Origin of the sequence: Chitinivorax sp. PXF-14, from assembly GCF_040812015.1 — a bacterium.
GTDB lineage: Bacteria > Pseudomonadota > Gammaproteobacteria > Burkholderiales > SCOH01 > JBFNXJ01.
In genome coordinates this window covers 199411-212408 of the sequence record NZ_JBFNXJ010000005.1, presented here as the reverse complement: position 1 = coordinate 212408, position 12998 = coordinate 199411, and the positions used below count along the sequence as shown (strand labels likewise).

General features: G+C 65.2%; 14 protein-coding genes. 6 read left to right on the top strand and 8 right to left on the bottom strand.

Annotated features, from left to right (window positions below):
* Positions 1-146: 146 nt before the first annotated feature.
* The 6 genes from narJ to ABWL39_RS08675 all read left to right on the top strand — a co-directional run bounded on the left by narJ (position 147) and on the right by ABWL39_RS08675 (position 5896).
* Positions 147-794 (top strand): nitrate reductase molybdenum cofactor assembly chaperone, encoded by a 648-nt coding sequence (gene narJ / locus ABWL39_RS08700; RefSeq protein ID WP_367789135.1) that lies wholly within the window; start codon positions 147-149, stop codon positions 792-794.
* A 13-nt stretch (positions 795-807) separates the two neighbouring features.
* The gene (gene narI / locus ABWL39_RS08695; protein ID WP_367789131.1) at positions 808-1491 is read left to right on the top strand and encodes a respiratory nitrate reductase subunit gamma; all 684 of its coding nucleotides are present in this window, start codon (positions 808-810) and stop codon (positions 1489-1491) included.
* Between the two features lie 57 nt (positions 1492-1548).
* Positions 1549-2295, top strand: a complete 747-nt coding sequence (locus ABWL39_RS08690) for a peptidylprolyl isomerase (protein WP_367789128.1) — start codon at positions 1549-1551, stop codon at positions 2293-2295.
* Between the two features lie 42 nt (positions 2296-2337).
* Positions 2338-2667, top strand: a complete 330-nt coding sequence (locus ABWL39_RS08685) for a hypothetical protein (RefSeq protein WP_367789125.1) — start codon at positions 2338-2340, stop codon at positions 2665-2667.
* A gap of 11 nt (positions 2668-2678) precedes the next feature.
* Positions 2679-3350, top strand: coding sequence for a carbonic anhydrase (locus tag ABWL39_RS08680; protein WP_367789122.1), 672 nt, complete (start codon positions 2679-2681; stop codon positions 3348-3350).
* Positions 3351-3769: 419 nt separating this feature from the next.
* Positions 3770-5896, top strand: a complete 2127-nt coding sequence (locus ABWL39_RS08675) for a phosphocholine-specific phospholipase C (protein WP_367789119.1) — start codon at positions 3770-3772, stop codon at positions 5894-5896.
* A gap of 69 nt (positions 5897-5965) precedes the next feature.
* On the opposite strand, the gene ABWL39_RS08670 is transcribed toward ABWL39_RS08675, so the two are convergent.
* From ABWL39_RS08670 to ABWL39_RS08635, 8 genes are read right to left on the bottom strand one after another with little or no spacing between them, the layout of a single operon-like run.
* A complete protein-coding gene (locus ABWL39_RS08670; RefSeq protein WP_367789116.1) occupies positions 5966-7558 on the bottom strand; it encodes a cytochrome D1 domain-containing protein in 1593 nt (530 codons plus the stop codon).
* Entirely contained in the window at positions 7551-8753 is a 1203-nt protein-coding gene (gene nirJ, locus ABWL39_RS08665) for a heme d1 biosynthesis radical SAM protein NirJ (RefSeq protein ID WP_367789113.1), read from the bottom strand. Before nirJ ends, ABWL39_RS08670 begins: the two co-directional genes overlap by 8 nt.
* A 13-nt stretch (positions 8754-8766) precedes the next feature.
* A complete protein-coding gene (locus tag ABWL39_RS08660; RefSeq protein ID WP_367789110.1) occupies positions 8767-9252 on the bottom strand; it encodes an AsnC family transcriptional regulator in 486 nt (161 codons plus the stop codon).
* Positions 9249-10031, bottom strand: a complete 783-nt coding sequence (locus ABWL39_RS08655) for a type IV pili methyl-accepting chemotaxis transducer N-terminal domain-containing protein (protein ID WP_367789107.1) — start codon at positions 10029-10031, stop codon at positions 9249-9251. The genes ABWL39_RS08660 and ABWL39_RS08655 overlap by 4 nt, the downstream gene beginning before the upstream one ends.
* 16 nt (positions 10032-10047) lie before the next feature.
* Positions 10048-10506, bottom strand: a complete 459-nt coding sequence (locus ABWL39_RS08650; RefSeq protein ID WP_367789104.1) for an AsnC family transcriptional regulator — start codon at positions 10504-10506, stop codon at positions 10048-10050.
* Positions 10499-11488, bottom strand: a complete 990-nt coding sequence (locus ABWL39_RS08645) for an Lrp/AsnC family transcriptional regulator (RefSeq protein ID WP_367789101.1) — start codon at positions 11486-11488, stop codon at positions 10499-10501. Before ABWL39_RS08645 ends, ABWL39_RS08650 begins: the two co-directional genes overlap by 8 nt.
* Before the next feature lie 2 nt (positions 11489-11490).
* Positions 11491-12669 (bottom strand): cytochrome D1 domain-containing protein, encoded by a 1179-nt coding sequence (locus ABWL39_RS08640; protein ID WP_367789098.1) that lies wholly within the window; start codon positions 12667-12669, stop codon positions 11491-11493.
* Positions 12629-12991 (bottom strand): cytochrome c, encoded by a 363-nt coding sequence (locus ABWL39_RS08635; RefSeq protein WP_367789095.1) that lies wholly within the window; start codon positions 12989-12991, stop codon positions 12629-12631. Before ABWL39_RS08635 ends, ABWL39_RS08640 begins: the two co-directional genes overlap by 41 nt.
* Positions 12992-12998 lie beyond the last annotated feature (7 nt).

The window sequence follows — 12998 nt, the reverse complement described above, 5'->3', positions numbered from 1 at the left end:
TAGGCGGGGCGTAGCCTCTCTTTCCTAGTGAGAGGGGTGGCCCCCGCGGTCTGACGGTTGCGCAGGTTTGCGGCAGATGCTCGCAGATTTGCGCAACAGGCGGGCCGGCCTGCATCAACCGATACGCAATGCCTATGGAGAACACCATGCAACACTTTCAAGTCCTGTCAGCCCTGCTGACCTACCCGGAACAGGAGCTGCTCGACGCGATGCCCGAATTCGAGGCCTCGCTCGCCGAAGCGCCTGAGCTGGCAGCCAAGCTTGCGCCGCTGTTTGCCTTCCTGCGCGAGCACGGCGTGGTCGAGCTGCAAGAGAATTACGTTGCCACCTTCGACCGCAACCCGAAGCACAGCCTGCACCTGTTCGAGCACATCCACGGCGAGAGCCGTGACCGCGGTCAGGCCATGGTTGACCTGCTGCAGGAGTACAAGCGCTACGGCCTGCTGATGACGCCCGATGAGCTGCCGGACTACGTGCCGCTGTTCCTCGAGTTCCTGTCGCAGATCGAACCGGCCGACGCCGAGCGCCTGCTCGGCGACGCGATCCACGTGCTGGCGCTGATCGGTGACAAGCTCAAGAGCAACGACAGCACTTATCATGTGGTGTTCGATGCGTTGAGAAACCTCACCAGTGTCGAGCCGCTGCCGTTGACCGAGCCGCCAGTGCGCGACATGGACGAGGCAATGGAAATGTTCGGCCCCTCGGCCGATGGCGTCGAGCCCCTGCTGAAGCCGGGCGTACAGGCGGTCAAGTTCTACCCGAAGGGGCATTCGCAAGCGGCGGCTTGCGGCTGAGAAGGAGAGACAAATGGACTACTTGCAACAATTCGTTTACGGGATCTATCCCTACCTGGCGGGCACGATCTTCCTGCTCGGCAGCCTGGTGCGCTTCGAGCGCGAACAATACACCTGGAAGAGCGACTCGTCGCAGCTGCTGAAGCGCGGCAACCTGCGCCTGGGCAGCATCCTGTTCCACCTGGGCATTCTCGGCCTGTTCTTCGGCCACCTGGTGGGCCTGCTCACGCCGGTTGCGGTGTGGGATACCCTTGGCGTCACCCACAGCTTCAAGCAGGGCTTCGCGATGACCATGGGCGGCATCTTCGGCACGTCGTGCCTGATCGGCCTGCTGATCCTGCTGCATCGTCGCCTGACCGAGCCACGCATCGCCGCGCAGACCAAGTTTGCCGACAAGCTGGTGATGTTCTGGATCCTCGCCACGCTGCTGCTCGGCCTGTCCACCATCCCCGTGTCCGCCGGCCATATGGACGGTCACATGATGGTGCTGCTGATGACCTGGGCACAACATATCGTCACCTTCCAGGGTGGTGCCGCGCAAATCATCGAACAAGCGCCGCTGATCTTCAAGCTGCACCTGTTCATGGGCATGTCGGTCTTCGCGATCTTCCCGTTCACGCGTCTGGTGCACATCTGGAGTGGCTTGGCATCGGTGACTTACGTTACCCGCGCCTGGCAGCTGGTACGCACGCGTTAATGGCTTGACGGGCGGGCCGCGACGGCCCGCCCCGCTACCGCGTCCAAGGAGGTCGCCATGGGAATCAGTGTCAACGGCGTCGAGATTACCGACGCTGCCGTAGAGAAGGAACTGCCGCACCACGACGGCGCTGCCAACCCGCTGCAGGCCGCCGTACATGAGCTGATCCTGCGTCAGCTGCTGTTGCAGAAGGCCGATGAGCTGGGGCTCGACGACGCGGACGAGGATGCGCGCATCGATGCTGTCATCGCACGCGAAGTGGCCGTCCCCGAGGCCGATACCGAGGCCTGCCGCCGCTACTACGATGGCCACCCGGAGAAATTCGTCGAGGGCGAGCTGGTCGAGGCGCAGCACATCCTGTTCCAGGTAACCGAGAAAGTGCCGCTCGATCTGTTGCGCGAGTTGGCCGAAAGCGTGCTTGCCGAAGTCAAGGCCGCGCCGGAGCGCTTCGACGAGCTGGCACGGCAGTATTCGAATTGCGCGTCGGCCGAGGTCGGCGGGCATCTTGGGCAACTGCAGCGCGGCGAGACCGTACCCGAGTTCGAGCGCGTGCTGTTCCGTCTCGAAGGTGGCGAGATCGCCTCCAAGCTGGTCGAGACCCGTTTCGGCCTGCACATCGTGCGCGTGCTGCGTCATATTCCGGGGCAGCGCCAGGCATTCGAACACGTGGCGGAGCAGATTGGTGAATATCTGGTTGACGCCTCGCAGAGTCGCGCGCTAAACCAGTATCTACAGCTCCTTGCCGGACAGGCGAAAATCGAGGGCATCGAGCTGCCGGCGGCTGATTCGCCGCTCGTACAGTAATCCGCGTTTATTTCCAGGTTCACCGACTTGAGGAGTTACAGGATGGGCGATCAACTCACTACCGTTGTCAACAAGCTCTGCGAGACCCGCGAGCTGAACGAATACAGCTGTGACTTCCAGAGCTCCGGCGTGCGAACGCTGAGCGTACCCTTGCGTGCCGACCTGAACCTGGAGCTGCGCGCCGTCGCCATGGTGCTGAACCGTGATCCGCATTGCCTGGCGGCCGATCTGCTGCACGCCGCGATCCAGGATGCGCGGGCGAAGTTGTCCGCCGAGCTGATCGTCAGCATCGAGGAGGCGAGGCAAGCCATCGTCAAATCCCAGTTGCCTGAAAACCAGCCAGGAACAGATTTCGTCGCCGGCGGCACCTGAGAGGGCCAAGCATGAGTGATCTGCAGCGCTTCATCGATGGTTTCTGCCGCTTTCAGCAACATTTCTTCGAAGAAACACCGGAGTTGTTCGAGCAGCTCCGGGGCGGCCAGCGCCCCGGCACGCTGCTGATCGGCTGCTGCGATTCGCGGGTCGACCCGGCGCTGCTGCTCGGCGTCGATCCCGGCGACATCTTCACCATTCGCAACATCGGTAACCTGGTGCCGCCATGCGTTGCCGGCACGCGCCACCAGGGTGTCTCCGCCGCCATCCAGTTCGCGGTGCAGCAACTCGAGGTCGAACGCATCATCGTGCTCGGCCATGCGCAGTGCGGCGGTATCCGCGCCTTGCTGGAAAACCGCTATTCGATCAACGGCGAGCTCGATTTCATCGGCCGCTGGATGAATATCGCGGCCTCGGCCCGCGACAACGTCATGTCCACGCTGGCTGACGCCACCCCCGCCGAGCGTCAGCGTGCCTGCGAACAGGCCTCCATACTCGTGTCGCTGAAGAACCTGCAGAGCTTCCCCTGGGTTGCGGAGCGCGTCGAAAAGGGGCTGTTGACGCTGCATGGCTGGTACTTCGACCTCGAAGCCGGCGCGCTGCTTGCCTATGCGCCACGCTCCGACAGCTTTCTGCCTGTCGTCTGCCCACTCGGTGTCGGGCCCAAGCGCAAGCCGGCCTAGCACTGCGGCGGCAACGCTGGTAGCACGTGGGCCGCAGCCAAGCCACCTGCCATATCTCAGATCCAATCGACGCCGGCCCCTGTGCCCCCCTCTGTAGCCCGGATATGGTGCCGTGGAATCTGGGGAGATACGTGGCATCCGGTACTGGCGGGCTGGCAACTGGCCGTCGCAACCGTGGATTTCGCCTTACGGTTGCATCCGAGCACACTTGCTTTCGCTACTCCATTTTTCAGTCGTTTCCATGTGCCTCGCCGACGGGCGCGTGGCCGTTGTGAATGTCATGAATCGGTGACGTGGCTGTAACGCCGCCTGTCTATGATCGGCGTCCGGCAGACATCTACATGTCTACGCCAGCGCCGCGCCAGGCAACGATCGTACTGTCATGGCCGCGGATTGGAACCCACCCAGCCGAGACCAACATGACCGATCACAGCAAGCGACGTTTCTTCAAAAATTCCACCAGGGCCGTCGGCGCCGCTGGCGTCTTGTCCCTGTTCCCACCGGCGATCCAGCGCGCGCTGGCGATTCCTGCCAATCGGCGCACCGGCACCATTCAGGATGTCGAGCACATCGTGATCCTGATGCAGGAAAACCGCGCCTTCGACCATTACTTCGGCACCCTGCGCGGTGTGCGCGGCTTTGGCGATCGCTTCACCATCCCGCAATTGTCGGGCCGCACGGTGTGGGAGCAGGGCGGGCTGGTGCCGCCGGTGGTGACGCCGTTCCGCCTCAATACCGAGCTCGATTTCAGCTATATGCGCGTGCAGGGCACACCGCACACCTGGCCCGATGCGCAGGATGCCTGGAACCACGGGCGCATGGATTTCTGGCCGGTGGTGAAGACCAACCACTCGATGGGCTATTTCACCGAGGCCGACATCCCTTTCCAGTTCGCCATGGCCAACGCCTTCACGCTGTGCGACAGCTACCACAGCGCGATGCACGCCGGCACCAACCCCAACCGGGTGTTCCACTGGACCGGCAGTAACGGTGCGCCACCGCTCGGTAACGGCCCGGTGATCGGCAACAGCCACGACTCGATCGACGCCGACAACTACGGCCGCAGCTACCTGTGGAAGACCTACCCCGAGCGCCTGCAGGCGGCCGGCATCCGCTGGCAGGTGTACCAGAACTACAACGACAACTTCACCGATAACCCGCTGGTCGGCTTCAAGACCTTCCGCGACGCTGCCCGCACGCCGGGCCTGAACCCCGAGCTGGTGCAGCGCGGCATCGGCCATCGCGATCTCGACCATCTCAAGCTCGATGTGCTCAACAACGCGCTGCCGCAGGTGTCGTGGATCATCGCCACCGCCGCGGGCTCCGAGCACCCCGGGCCGTCGAGCCCGGCGCAGGGTGCCGAATACACCGCCAAGGTGCTCGATGCGCTGACGGCCAATCCCGAGGTGTGGAGCAAGACCGTGCTGATCGTCAATTTCGACGAGAACGACGGCTTCTTCGACCACATGCCGCCGCCCGCGCCGCCGTCCTACGAGCCATGGAGCCCGGTGCCCGGGCTCAGCTACCTTGCCGGCGACTCGACCGTGAGTACCGAGCGCGAATACCACCACACGCGCAGCCAGGACAACGAGGACGGCCTGCACCTGCACCGCCCCTACGGCCTCGGTCCGCGCGTGCCAATGTATGTGCTGTCGCCGTGGAGCCGCGGCGGTTGGGTCAACTCGCAGGTATTCGACCATACCTCGATCATCCGCTTCATCGAGCAGCGCTTCGGCGTCGTCGAATCGAACATCAGCTCATGGCGCCGCGCGGTATGCGGTGACCTGATGTCATGCTTCAACTTCGCAGACCCGAACGATACCGAGTTTTTTTCCTCCTTCCCCGACACGCGTTATGCGGCGGATCGCGCCCGCGCCGTCAAGACGCAGAAACTGCCCGTCGTGCTGGCCCCGGGGCCGCTGCCGCGACAGGACACCGGCGTGCGTCCGTCGCGCGCGCTGCCCTACGACCTGCAGGTGACTGCGAGCGTCGAGCCCGGTGCCATGCACGTCAACCTGAGCTTCGTCAATCACGGCAAGCAGGCCGCCGTGTTCCACGTCTACAACCGCCGCTACCTGGCCCGCGTGCCGCGTCGCTACACGGTTGAGCCGGGCAAGCAGCTGCAAGGGAGCTGGCTCACCATCGACCTCGAATTCGGTGCCTACGACCTGTGGGTGCTCGGGCCCAATGGCTTCCACCGTCACTTCAAGGGCAACTGCAGCGACGAGCGCCTGCCGCTCGCACCACGCCCCGAAGTCGCGGCGGAACATCATCGCGCCAGCGGCGACGTGATCCTCGCCATGAGTAACCACGGTGCGCTGCCGTGCGTGTTCAAGGTCACCGCCAACGCCTACAACAAGGGCGCCAGCTGGCGCTTCGAGGTGCCGCCGGGGCAGGCGCTGCGCCGCAGCTGGCCGACCAGCGCACAGGGCGGCTGGTACGACTACAGCGTGAGCGTGGCCGGCGCCACCAGTTTCGCGCGGCGCTTCGCCGCCCGCGTGGAAACCGGCCGCCACAGCATCAGCGACCCGGCTATGGGCATGTGATGCCCGCTGTACCTTGAAAGAACGACAGGCCGCCCGATGGGCGGCCTGCTGGCTTGCGGCGACACTGGCTCAGTGGCTCGTGCCGGCCGATCGCGTGGTCTTGTTGTAGACGTTGTACTTACCCACCGGCTTGCTCATCGGCAGGCGTTTCACTTCCTTCCACGTTGCGGCGTCGAACACGATGATCGCGCCGTCCATCTCCCACAGGCTCGCCAGCGCGTACTTGCCGTCGCGCGTGAACTCGATGTGGGCGAGCGTCTTGCCCGGCTCGGGGCGGACTTCGCCGACGACTTCGAGCTTCTGCTTGTCGATGATCTGCAGCGTGTCCTTCTTCACGCCCATCATGCTGTCCACCCAGGCGTAGGGGGTGTTTTCGTGGCTGCGCATGAAGAAGCCGGGGCCGTTGGTCTTGATCTGCTTGACGGTCTTCCACGTCGTCATGTCGATGATGCTGACGGTGCCGTCCTTCAGGTTGGGCGAGGCGAGCACGGGCTTGCCCTGCCACTCCCAGGTGATGCCCGAGCCCAGGTGTGGCATGCCTGCGAGGTCGAGGTCGGCGATCTTGCGGCGGATGTCGAGGTTGACGACCTGGGCGCGGCCTTCGCGCGAGGCGCCGATCAGGTGGCTGTAGCTTTGGTCGAAGAAGAAATCGTCGAGCACGGTGTCGAGCTCGATCACCTTGGGCGTGAACTGGCCGGGCAGGGCCAGCGCCTCGCCCATCTTGTAGTCGTGCACATAGCCCTTGTAGGTGGGCGGGGCCTCCTTGTCGTAGGGGATCTCCCACACCTCTGGCAGGTCCTTGAGCGCAACGACGAAGCTCTTGCGCGGTGCGGCGTCGTAGACGGCGGAGACGCGCGAGGGCTTGCCGGATTCGCTTGCGACCTGGTAGCTGCGCAGCAGCTTGAGATCGGCGTCGAACAGCGCCAGTGTCTGCGGCAGGTAGTTGCCGGCCAGCACGTATTTCCCGTCGCCGGACACGGCGATGTTGCGCGTGTTGAGCCCGGCGCGGACTTCGGCCACCAGCTTCAGGTTCCAGATGTCGAACTTGCTGATCCAGCCGTCGCGCGAGGCGAAGTAGACATAGCGGCCATCCGGCGTGAACTTGGGGCCGCCGTGCAATGCATAGCGCGTGGCGAAGCGGTAGATCGGTTCGAGCTTGTCGCCATCGAGGATGGAGGCGTGGTGGTCGCCGCCTTCGACGACGACGAACAGGTTTTTCGGATCAGCCTTGAACACGGGCTTGGCGGGCAGGGCGCCGGGCTTGACGTATTCGATGCGCGAGGCGGTGATGTCGCTGTCCTGCCAGCTCGGTGGCTGCTCCGGTGCGGTGTAGAGGTAGTCGACCAGCGCCTTGATGTCGTCGGCCGAGAGCTTGTCCTGGAAGGCCGGCATCTGCGTGGCGGCGCGGCCCTGAGTCACGGTGGCAAGCGCATCGGCCTTCTTCAGGCGCTCCAGGCTTTGCGGCAGCAGGGCCGGGCCCATGGCGCCGGTGCGCGATGCGCCGTGGCAGGCGAGGCAGTTTTGCTGGTAGAGCTCGGCGGGGGAGGCTGCCAGCGCTGGTGTGGCGAGGCTGGCGGCTGTTGTGAGGAGCGCAGCGCGCAGCAGGTTCAGGGCGGGGTTGCGGCCCGCAGCCGGGCTATTTCTTTCCAACCAGTCAAGCATGGCTCACCTTCTTGATCGGCACCCAGGCTGTCGTTGCCAGCCGTTCGCGTTCGCCTTCGATGCCGAGCTCGGCATCCGACAGGTAGCAGGCCGGGTCTTCCTGCCACGGGTCGCCCGATACCTGCCAGGCGCGGACACGGGTGTTGCCGCCACAGATGTCGAAATACTGGCATTCGCCGCAGCGGCCCTTGACGATGCGTGGCGTAGCCTTGAGGCCGGCCATCAGCGGCTCGGAGGTATCTGCCCAGATTTCTGAAAACGGCCGTTCGCGCACGTTGCCGAGGTTGTGGTGCCACCACATCGTGTCAGGGTGGACATTACCGAGGTTGTCGATGTTCGAGATGTTGACGCCCGACGAGTTGCCGCCCCATTGCGCGAGCTTGGCGCGCAGCTGGGCTTCGCGCTCGGGAAAGCGTTCACGTACCCATTGCAGCAGGTAGACGCCGTCGGCATCGTTGTTGCCGGTGACGAACTCGCGGTGGCGGCCCGTCTGGGCATCTTTCCAGGCTGTCTCGAACAGCAGGTCCATCGCCCAGCGCGTGGTCTGGTGCATCACGTCGTCGCCGCGGTGCTTGTTGCCGCGGCCGGCGTAGTTGAGGTGGGAGAAGTAGAACTTGTCGATGCCCTCGCGTTCCATCAGCTCCAGCAGCAGCGGCAGCTCCGGCGCGTTGTCCTGCGTCATGGTGAAGCGGATGCCGACCTTGATGCCGCGTTCCTTGCACAACTTGATGCCGTGCATCGAGGCGTCGAAGGCGCCTTCCTTGCGGCGGAACTTGTCGTGCGTGGCGCCGATGCCGTCGAGGCTGACGCCGACATAGTCGAAGCCGACCTTGGCGATCTGCTCGATATTGTCTTCGGTGATCAGCGTGCCGTTGCTCGACAGGCCGACGTAGAAGCCCATCTGCTTGGCGCGGTGGGCGATGTCGAAGATGTCCGGCCGCAACAGCGGCTCGCCGCCAGACAGGATCAGCACCGGCACGCGGAAGCGCTTGAGGTCATCCATCACCGTGTAGACCTCGTCGGTCGACAGCTCGCCGGCGAAGTCCTTGTCCGCCGAGATCGAGTAGCAGTGCTTGCAGGTCAGGTTGCAGCGACGGATCAGGTTCCAGATCACCACGGGGCCGGGCGGATTGCGCTTGGGGGCGAGCGGGGTGGGCTGGAGCACTTCCTGCATGTATTGGCTGATGCGGAACATGGTCTTACTCCGATTATTCCGGTAGGCGTAGGCCGGTTTTTTTCAGGATGCGCGTGCTGTACAGCACGTCATGGGCGCGGCAGGCGTCGCCGAGCACGGCGGCGATCTCGGCGATCTGCCGCTCGGTATCGTCGCGCTGCCTGCCGTGCACCATCGCGAACAGGTTGTAGCGCCAGTCGGGCAGGTGGCGCGGGCGGCGGTAGCAGTGGCTGACGAAGGGCAGCTCGCCGATACGCTGGCCGAGCTCGTCGATCAGCGCATCGTCGACATCCCACACCGTCATGCCGTTGTGGCGATAGCCGAGCGCGTAGTGGTTGGGTACTGCGGCGACGCGGCGGATCGCGCCGCGCGCCTGCATGGCCGCGAGCCGTTCGATCACGGCCTCCTCGCTGATGCCCAGTTGTGTGGCGATCTGCGCGTAAGGCCGGGCGACCAGCGGCAGGCCGCCCTGGGTATGGCGGATCAGCTGCAGATCGAGATCGTCGGGCGCGTGGCTCATGGGCGGTTCTTTTCGATGCGGCTGACGACGTCGTCGAGCACTTCGAGGATGCGCTCGCTGCTGCTCGCGACGTTCTGCGCGTTGCTGGTACTGCGCGGCTGCTGCAGCGCGGTGTCGAGGAATACCCATTGCGTCTGCGCCAACTCGAGCTGCTGCCGCAACTGGGCGTTGAGCTCCGGCTGCGCGCTGAGCTGGCGCTGATTGCGCACGAATTCGCTGCGCGCTTCCTGCATGGCCTTGTCGCTGTCGGCCGGCGCCACGTTCCACTGCTTGGCCAGGTAGTATTTCGACAGACGCTGCGACAGCATGCGCTGGCGCCCGGCCAGGTTCACGGCGCGGCCGGTGGTCTGGCCCCAGCTGTCCTGCAGCGCCATCGTCACGTCGTTGGCGGCGCCCAGCAGCGCATCGCTCTGGTTGATCAGCTTGCTGGCGGTGGCCTGGTTGACCGGGCCTGTGGCCAGCTCGCGAAAGCTCGCCCATTGCTGTTCTTCGCGCTTCACCGCGTTTTGCACGTCGCTTGGCAGGTTGGCCTGCTTGAGTTCGGCCAGCTGCTGGTCGAACAGCTTGACCGACTCGCTGAGCAACTGGCGGCCCTGCTCGGGCTGCACGTTCGCACCCATCTGCAGATAGGCCTTGGCGATGCGCTGCGACAGCATGCGCTGGCGGCCGGACTTGTTGATCAGTTGCGGGTAGGCGATGTCGGCGGCGAGCACGCTGCCGGCCAGCAGGGTGGCGCAGGTGGCGAGAAGGAGGCGGGCAAGGCGTGGACTGGTTTTCATGGTGGTTTCCGTCCCGTCAGGCGGGGAGATAGAGATTGACGAAGAACTCCTTCTCCTTTGGCATGGCATAGACATGCAGGCCAGTGGCGGCTTCTATCCGCTCTAGTGTGGCGCTTGTGGCGTCAGCCGTGGTGGTGGCGACGACGAACCACATATTGAGTCGATGTTCGCGCTCGTAGTTGTGCGCGACTTCGGGGAATGCATTGACGATGGCGCTCACTTCGTCGAAGCGCTCGCGTGGCACGCTGATGGCGGCAAGGCAGAAGCGGCCGCCCATGCGCTCGATCTGGTACATCGGGCCGACGCGGCTCAATACGCCGTCGTCGAGCAGGCGTTGCAGGCGCGCCAGTAGCGCCGCTTCGCTCATGCCAAGTTCGGTGGCGACCTCGGCATAGGGCGTGGCGCAGATCGGCAGGCCCAGTTGCAGGCGGTTGATCAGCCTCGCGTCGATATCGTCGAAACGCCGCTCAGCCATAGCGGGCCCCGCATTGCTTGAAGCGCTGGCGGCTGAACAGCACGGCATGAGCGTGCTCACCGAGGCCCAGGCGACGGCTCAGCTCGTCGATCAACCCCGACACGCGTTCGCGATCCTGCCCGTGCACCATGCAGAACAGGTTGTAGCGCCAGTCCGGCAGGCTGCGCCGGCGCCGGTAGCAGAGCGTGACGCCGGGCTGCGTGGAGAGACGGGCGCCGACCTCGTCCACCTGTTCGTCCGGCACGTCCCATACGGCCATGGCGTTGGCGGTGTAGCCGAGCTCGCGGTGACGCAGCACCAAGCCCATGCGGCGGATCACGCCCATGCGCTGCCAGGCGTCGAGCTGGCCGAGGATGAAGGCTTCGCTCTGGCCGGTGGCAAAGGCCAAGTGGCGGTAGGGCGTCTGCACCAGCGGCAGGCCCTTGTGCAGTTCGGCCAGCAGCAGGCGCTGCAGCGGCGTCGGGTCGATCTGGATGCGGGGCATCGCGGCGCGTGGCGCCCTGCCGTGGCGCAGGTCGAAGCCGAGGTCGATGTGGTAATCGCGCACCAGCGGTAGCGACAACGGCGTCAGCCCGGTCTGCTCGCGGATATGCCGCAGCGTGGTATTGAGCTCGCGCTGGCTGTTGGCGGCGACCACGAACCACAGGTTGTAGCCGTGTTCGCGCTCGTAGTTGTGGTTGACCTGAGGCCAGGCGGACACCTGTGCCGCCACGGCCTGCAGCCGCTCGGGCGGCACCGCCAGCGCAGCAAGCGTCGAGCGGCCCACGGTATTGGGACGGAACACCGCGCCGACGCGGCTCACCACGCCCTCGCGCTGCCATTCGTCAAGCGTGTCGAGCACGCATGCCTCGTCGAGGCCGAGCCGTTCGGCGATTACACGGTAGGGCCGGGCATCGAGCGGAAAATCGCGCTGGAAGCCGTTGAGCAATTCAAAGCGCCAGCCGGTGGCGGTTGCATGCGGGGTATCGAGCAGGCTGTCCATGATCACATCCCGATCCGGTTGGCGCGCCATGCGAAGAAGATGCCCGACGGGCTCTTGGACGGGAAGCGCGCGGTCTCGCGCAGGGTGCGCGTATCGAACACCGCCACCTCGTCGCTGTCGCGCGCCGACAGCCACACCTCGTCGCCGCGCGCGGAGAATTCCATGTGCAGGATGGCCTTGCCGGGCTTCAGCGTAGCGATCACCTGCAGCGTTTCGGTATCGACCACCTGCACCTTGTCGTTGTCGGGGAAGGCGAAATTGACCCATACCCGGCGGTGCGAGGGCTCGACCATTGCGAACACCGGCTGGCCGAGCAGCTTGACCCGGCCGATCTCGCGCCAGTCGCGCTTATCGGCTACCAGCACCTCGTGGTGGCCGATGGCAGGCAGGAAGACGCGGTCGGCGGTCATGGCCCAGCCGCGCAGGTGGGGCATCTTGTAGACGGGCAGCTTTTCCTCGCCGCGGCCGTAGCCGGGCAGGATGCGCTTCACGCCCTGCTCGGGGTGCCAGGTGTCGAGCAGCGCGATGCCATCCTCGCCGAACAGGCCAGCGAGGTAGTAGCGGCCTTCGGGGCTGACCAGCCCATCGTAGGGCTGCTGGCCGGCGGGATACTTGGCGATGGCGGGTTTGGCTGGGTCGGCGAGGTCCACCACCCAGATTTCACCGGCTTCGAACAGCGCGTAGGCGAAGCGGTTGCCGGGCAGGTCTGCGAGGCCGACGACCTTGGACGGCTTGCCGTCGCGATCGACGGCGGGGATGTCGGCGAGCTGGGCGAGCGTATCGGCGTCGAACACCTTGATGCCGCCCGGCGTGTAGTTTTGTGCCACCACCAGCTTGCCATCCTGCGAGATGGCGCCGCCGATGCTGTTGCCGGCCTGCAGCGAGCGCTTGACGATGCGCTGTTCGAGCAGATCGACCTTGGTCAGCGCGCCGTCGCGGCCGAACACATAGGCGAAGCGCGCATCGCGCGAAAACACCAGCGAGGCATGCGACAGATCGCCGAGTCCTTCGACACGGCTCAATACGCGGTGCGGGGCACGTTCGACGATCTGGACGGAGCCCGACGCGCGTTCGATCACCACGCCCAGGTCGCCGGTCGCATTCACGGCGGGAGGGGTGGCGCAGGCGCCGAGCAGCAGGCTAGCGGCCAGGGGCGCCAGCAGGTGGGGCAGTAGGCGCATCTTGAGTTATCCAGTGGATCAGCCAGGCCGCTTCTGTTTCATTCATGAACGGCTTCCATGGCGGCATGGCAGTACCTGGTCGGCCGTACAGCACGGTCGCGATCAGGCTGTCGACGGGTTTGCCGGCGAGAGCGTCCGGCGTCAGTGCGGGGCCTAGCCCGCCTTTCAGTTGCATGCCGTGACAGGCGCCGCAGTCCTGATGTAGCAGGTGCAGCAGCGCCTGTTGGCGTGCCGGCTCGGGTGGAGCCGCGATAGCCGCTGTGAACCAGGTCGCCGCGACGAGACCGAGGAGGAGGGATGTCGGCCGCGGCGACAGGGTCATGACGGTC

Bases quoted from the DNA above. Each gene is read 5' to 3' on its own strand.
- ABWL39_RS08690 (WP_367789128.1), top strand. From the start codon at position 1,549: ATGGGAATCAGTGTCAACGGCGTCGAGATTACCGACGCTGCCGTAGAG.
- ABWL39_RS08685 (WP_367789125.1), top strand. From the start codon at position 2,338: ATGGGCGATCAACTCACTACCGTTGTCAACAAGCTCTGCGAGACCCGC.
- nirJ (WP_367789113.1), bottom strand. From the start codon at position 8,753: ATGTTCCGCATCAGCCAATACATGCAGGAAGTGCTCCAGCCCACCCCG.
- ABWL39_RS08680 (WP_367789122.1), top strand. From the start codon at position 2,679: ATGAGTGATCTGCAGCGCTTCATCGATGGTTTCTGCCGCTTTCAGCAA.
- ABWL39_RS08655 (WP_367789107.1), bottom strand. From the start codon at position 10,031: ATGAAAACCAGTCCACGCCTTGCCCGCCTCCTTCTCGCCACCTGCGCC.
- ABWL39_RS08640 (WP_367789098.1), bottom strand. From the start codon at position 12,669: ATGCGCCTACTGCCCCACCTGCTGGCGCCCCTGGCCGCTAGCCTGCTG.
- ABWL39_RS08675 (WP_367789119.1), top strand. From the start codon at position 3,770: ATGACCGATCACAGCAAGCGACGTTTCTTCAAAAATTCCACCAGGGCC.
- narJ (WP_367789135.1), top strand. From the start codon at position 147: ATGCAACACTTTCAAGTCCTGTCAGCCCTGCTGACCTACCCGGAACAG.
- narI (WP_367789131.1), top strand. From the start codon at position 808: ATGGACTACTTGCAACAATTCGTTTACGGGATCTATCCCTACCTGGCG.
- ABWL39_RS08670 (WP_367789116.1), bottom strand. From the start codon at position 7,558: ATGCTTGACTGGTTGGAAAGAAATAGCCCGGCTGCGGGCCGCAACCCC.
- ABWL39_RS08645 (WP_367789101.1), bottom strand. From the start codon at position 11,488: ATGGACAGCCTGCTCGATACCCCGCATGCAACCGCCACCGGCTGGCGC.
- ABWL39_RS08650 (WP_367789104.1), bottom strand. From the start codon at position 10,506: ATGGCTGAGCGGCGTTTCGACGATATCGACGCGAGGCTGATCAACCGC.
- ABWL39_RS08635 (WP_367789095.1), bottom strand. From the start codon at position 12,991: ATGACCCTGTCGCCGCGGCCGACATCCCTCCTCCTCGGTCTCGTCGCG.
- ABWL39_RS08660 (WP_367789110.1), bottom strand. From the start codon at position 9,252: ATGAGCCACGCGCCCGACGATCTCGATCTGCAGCTGATCCGCCATACC.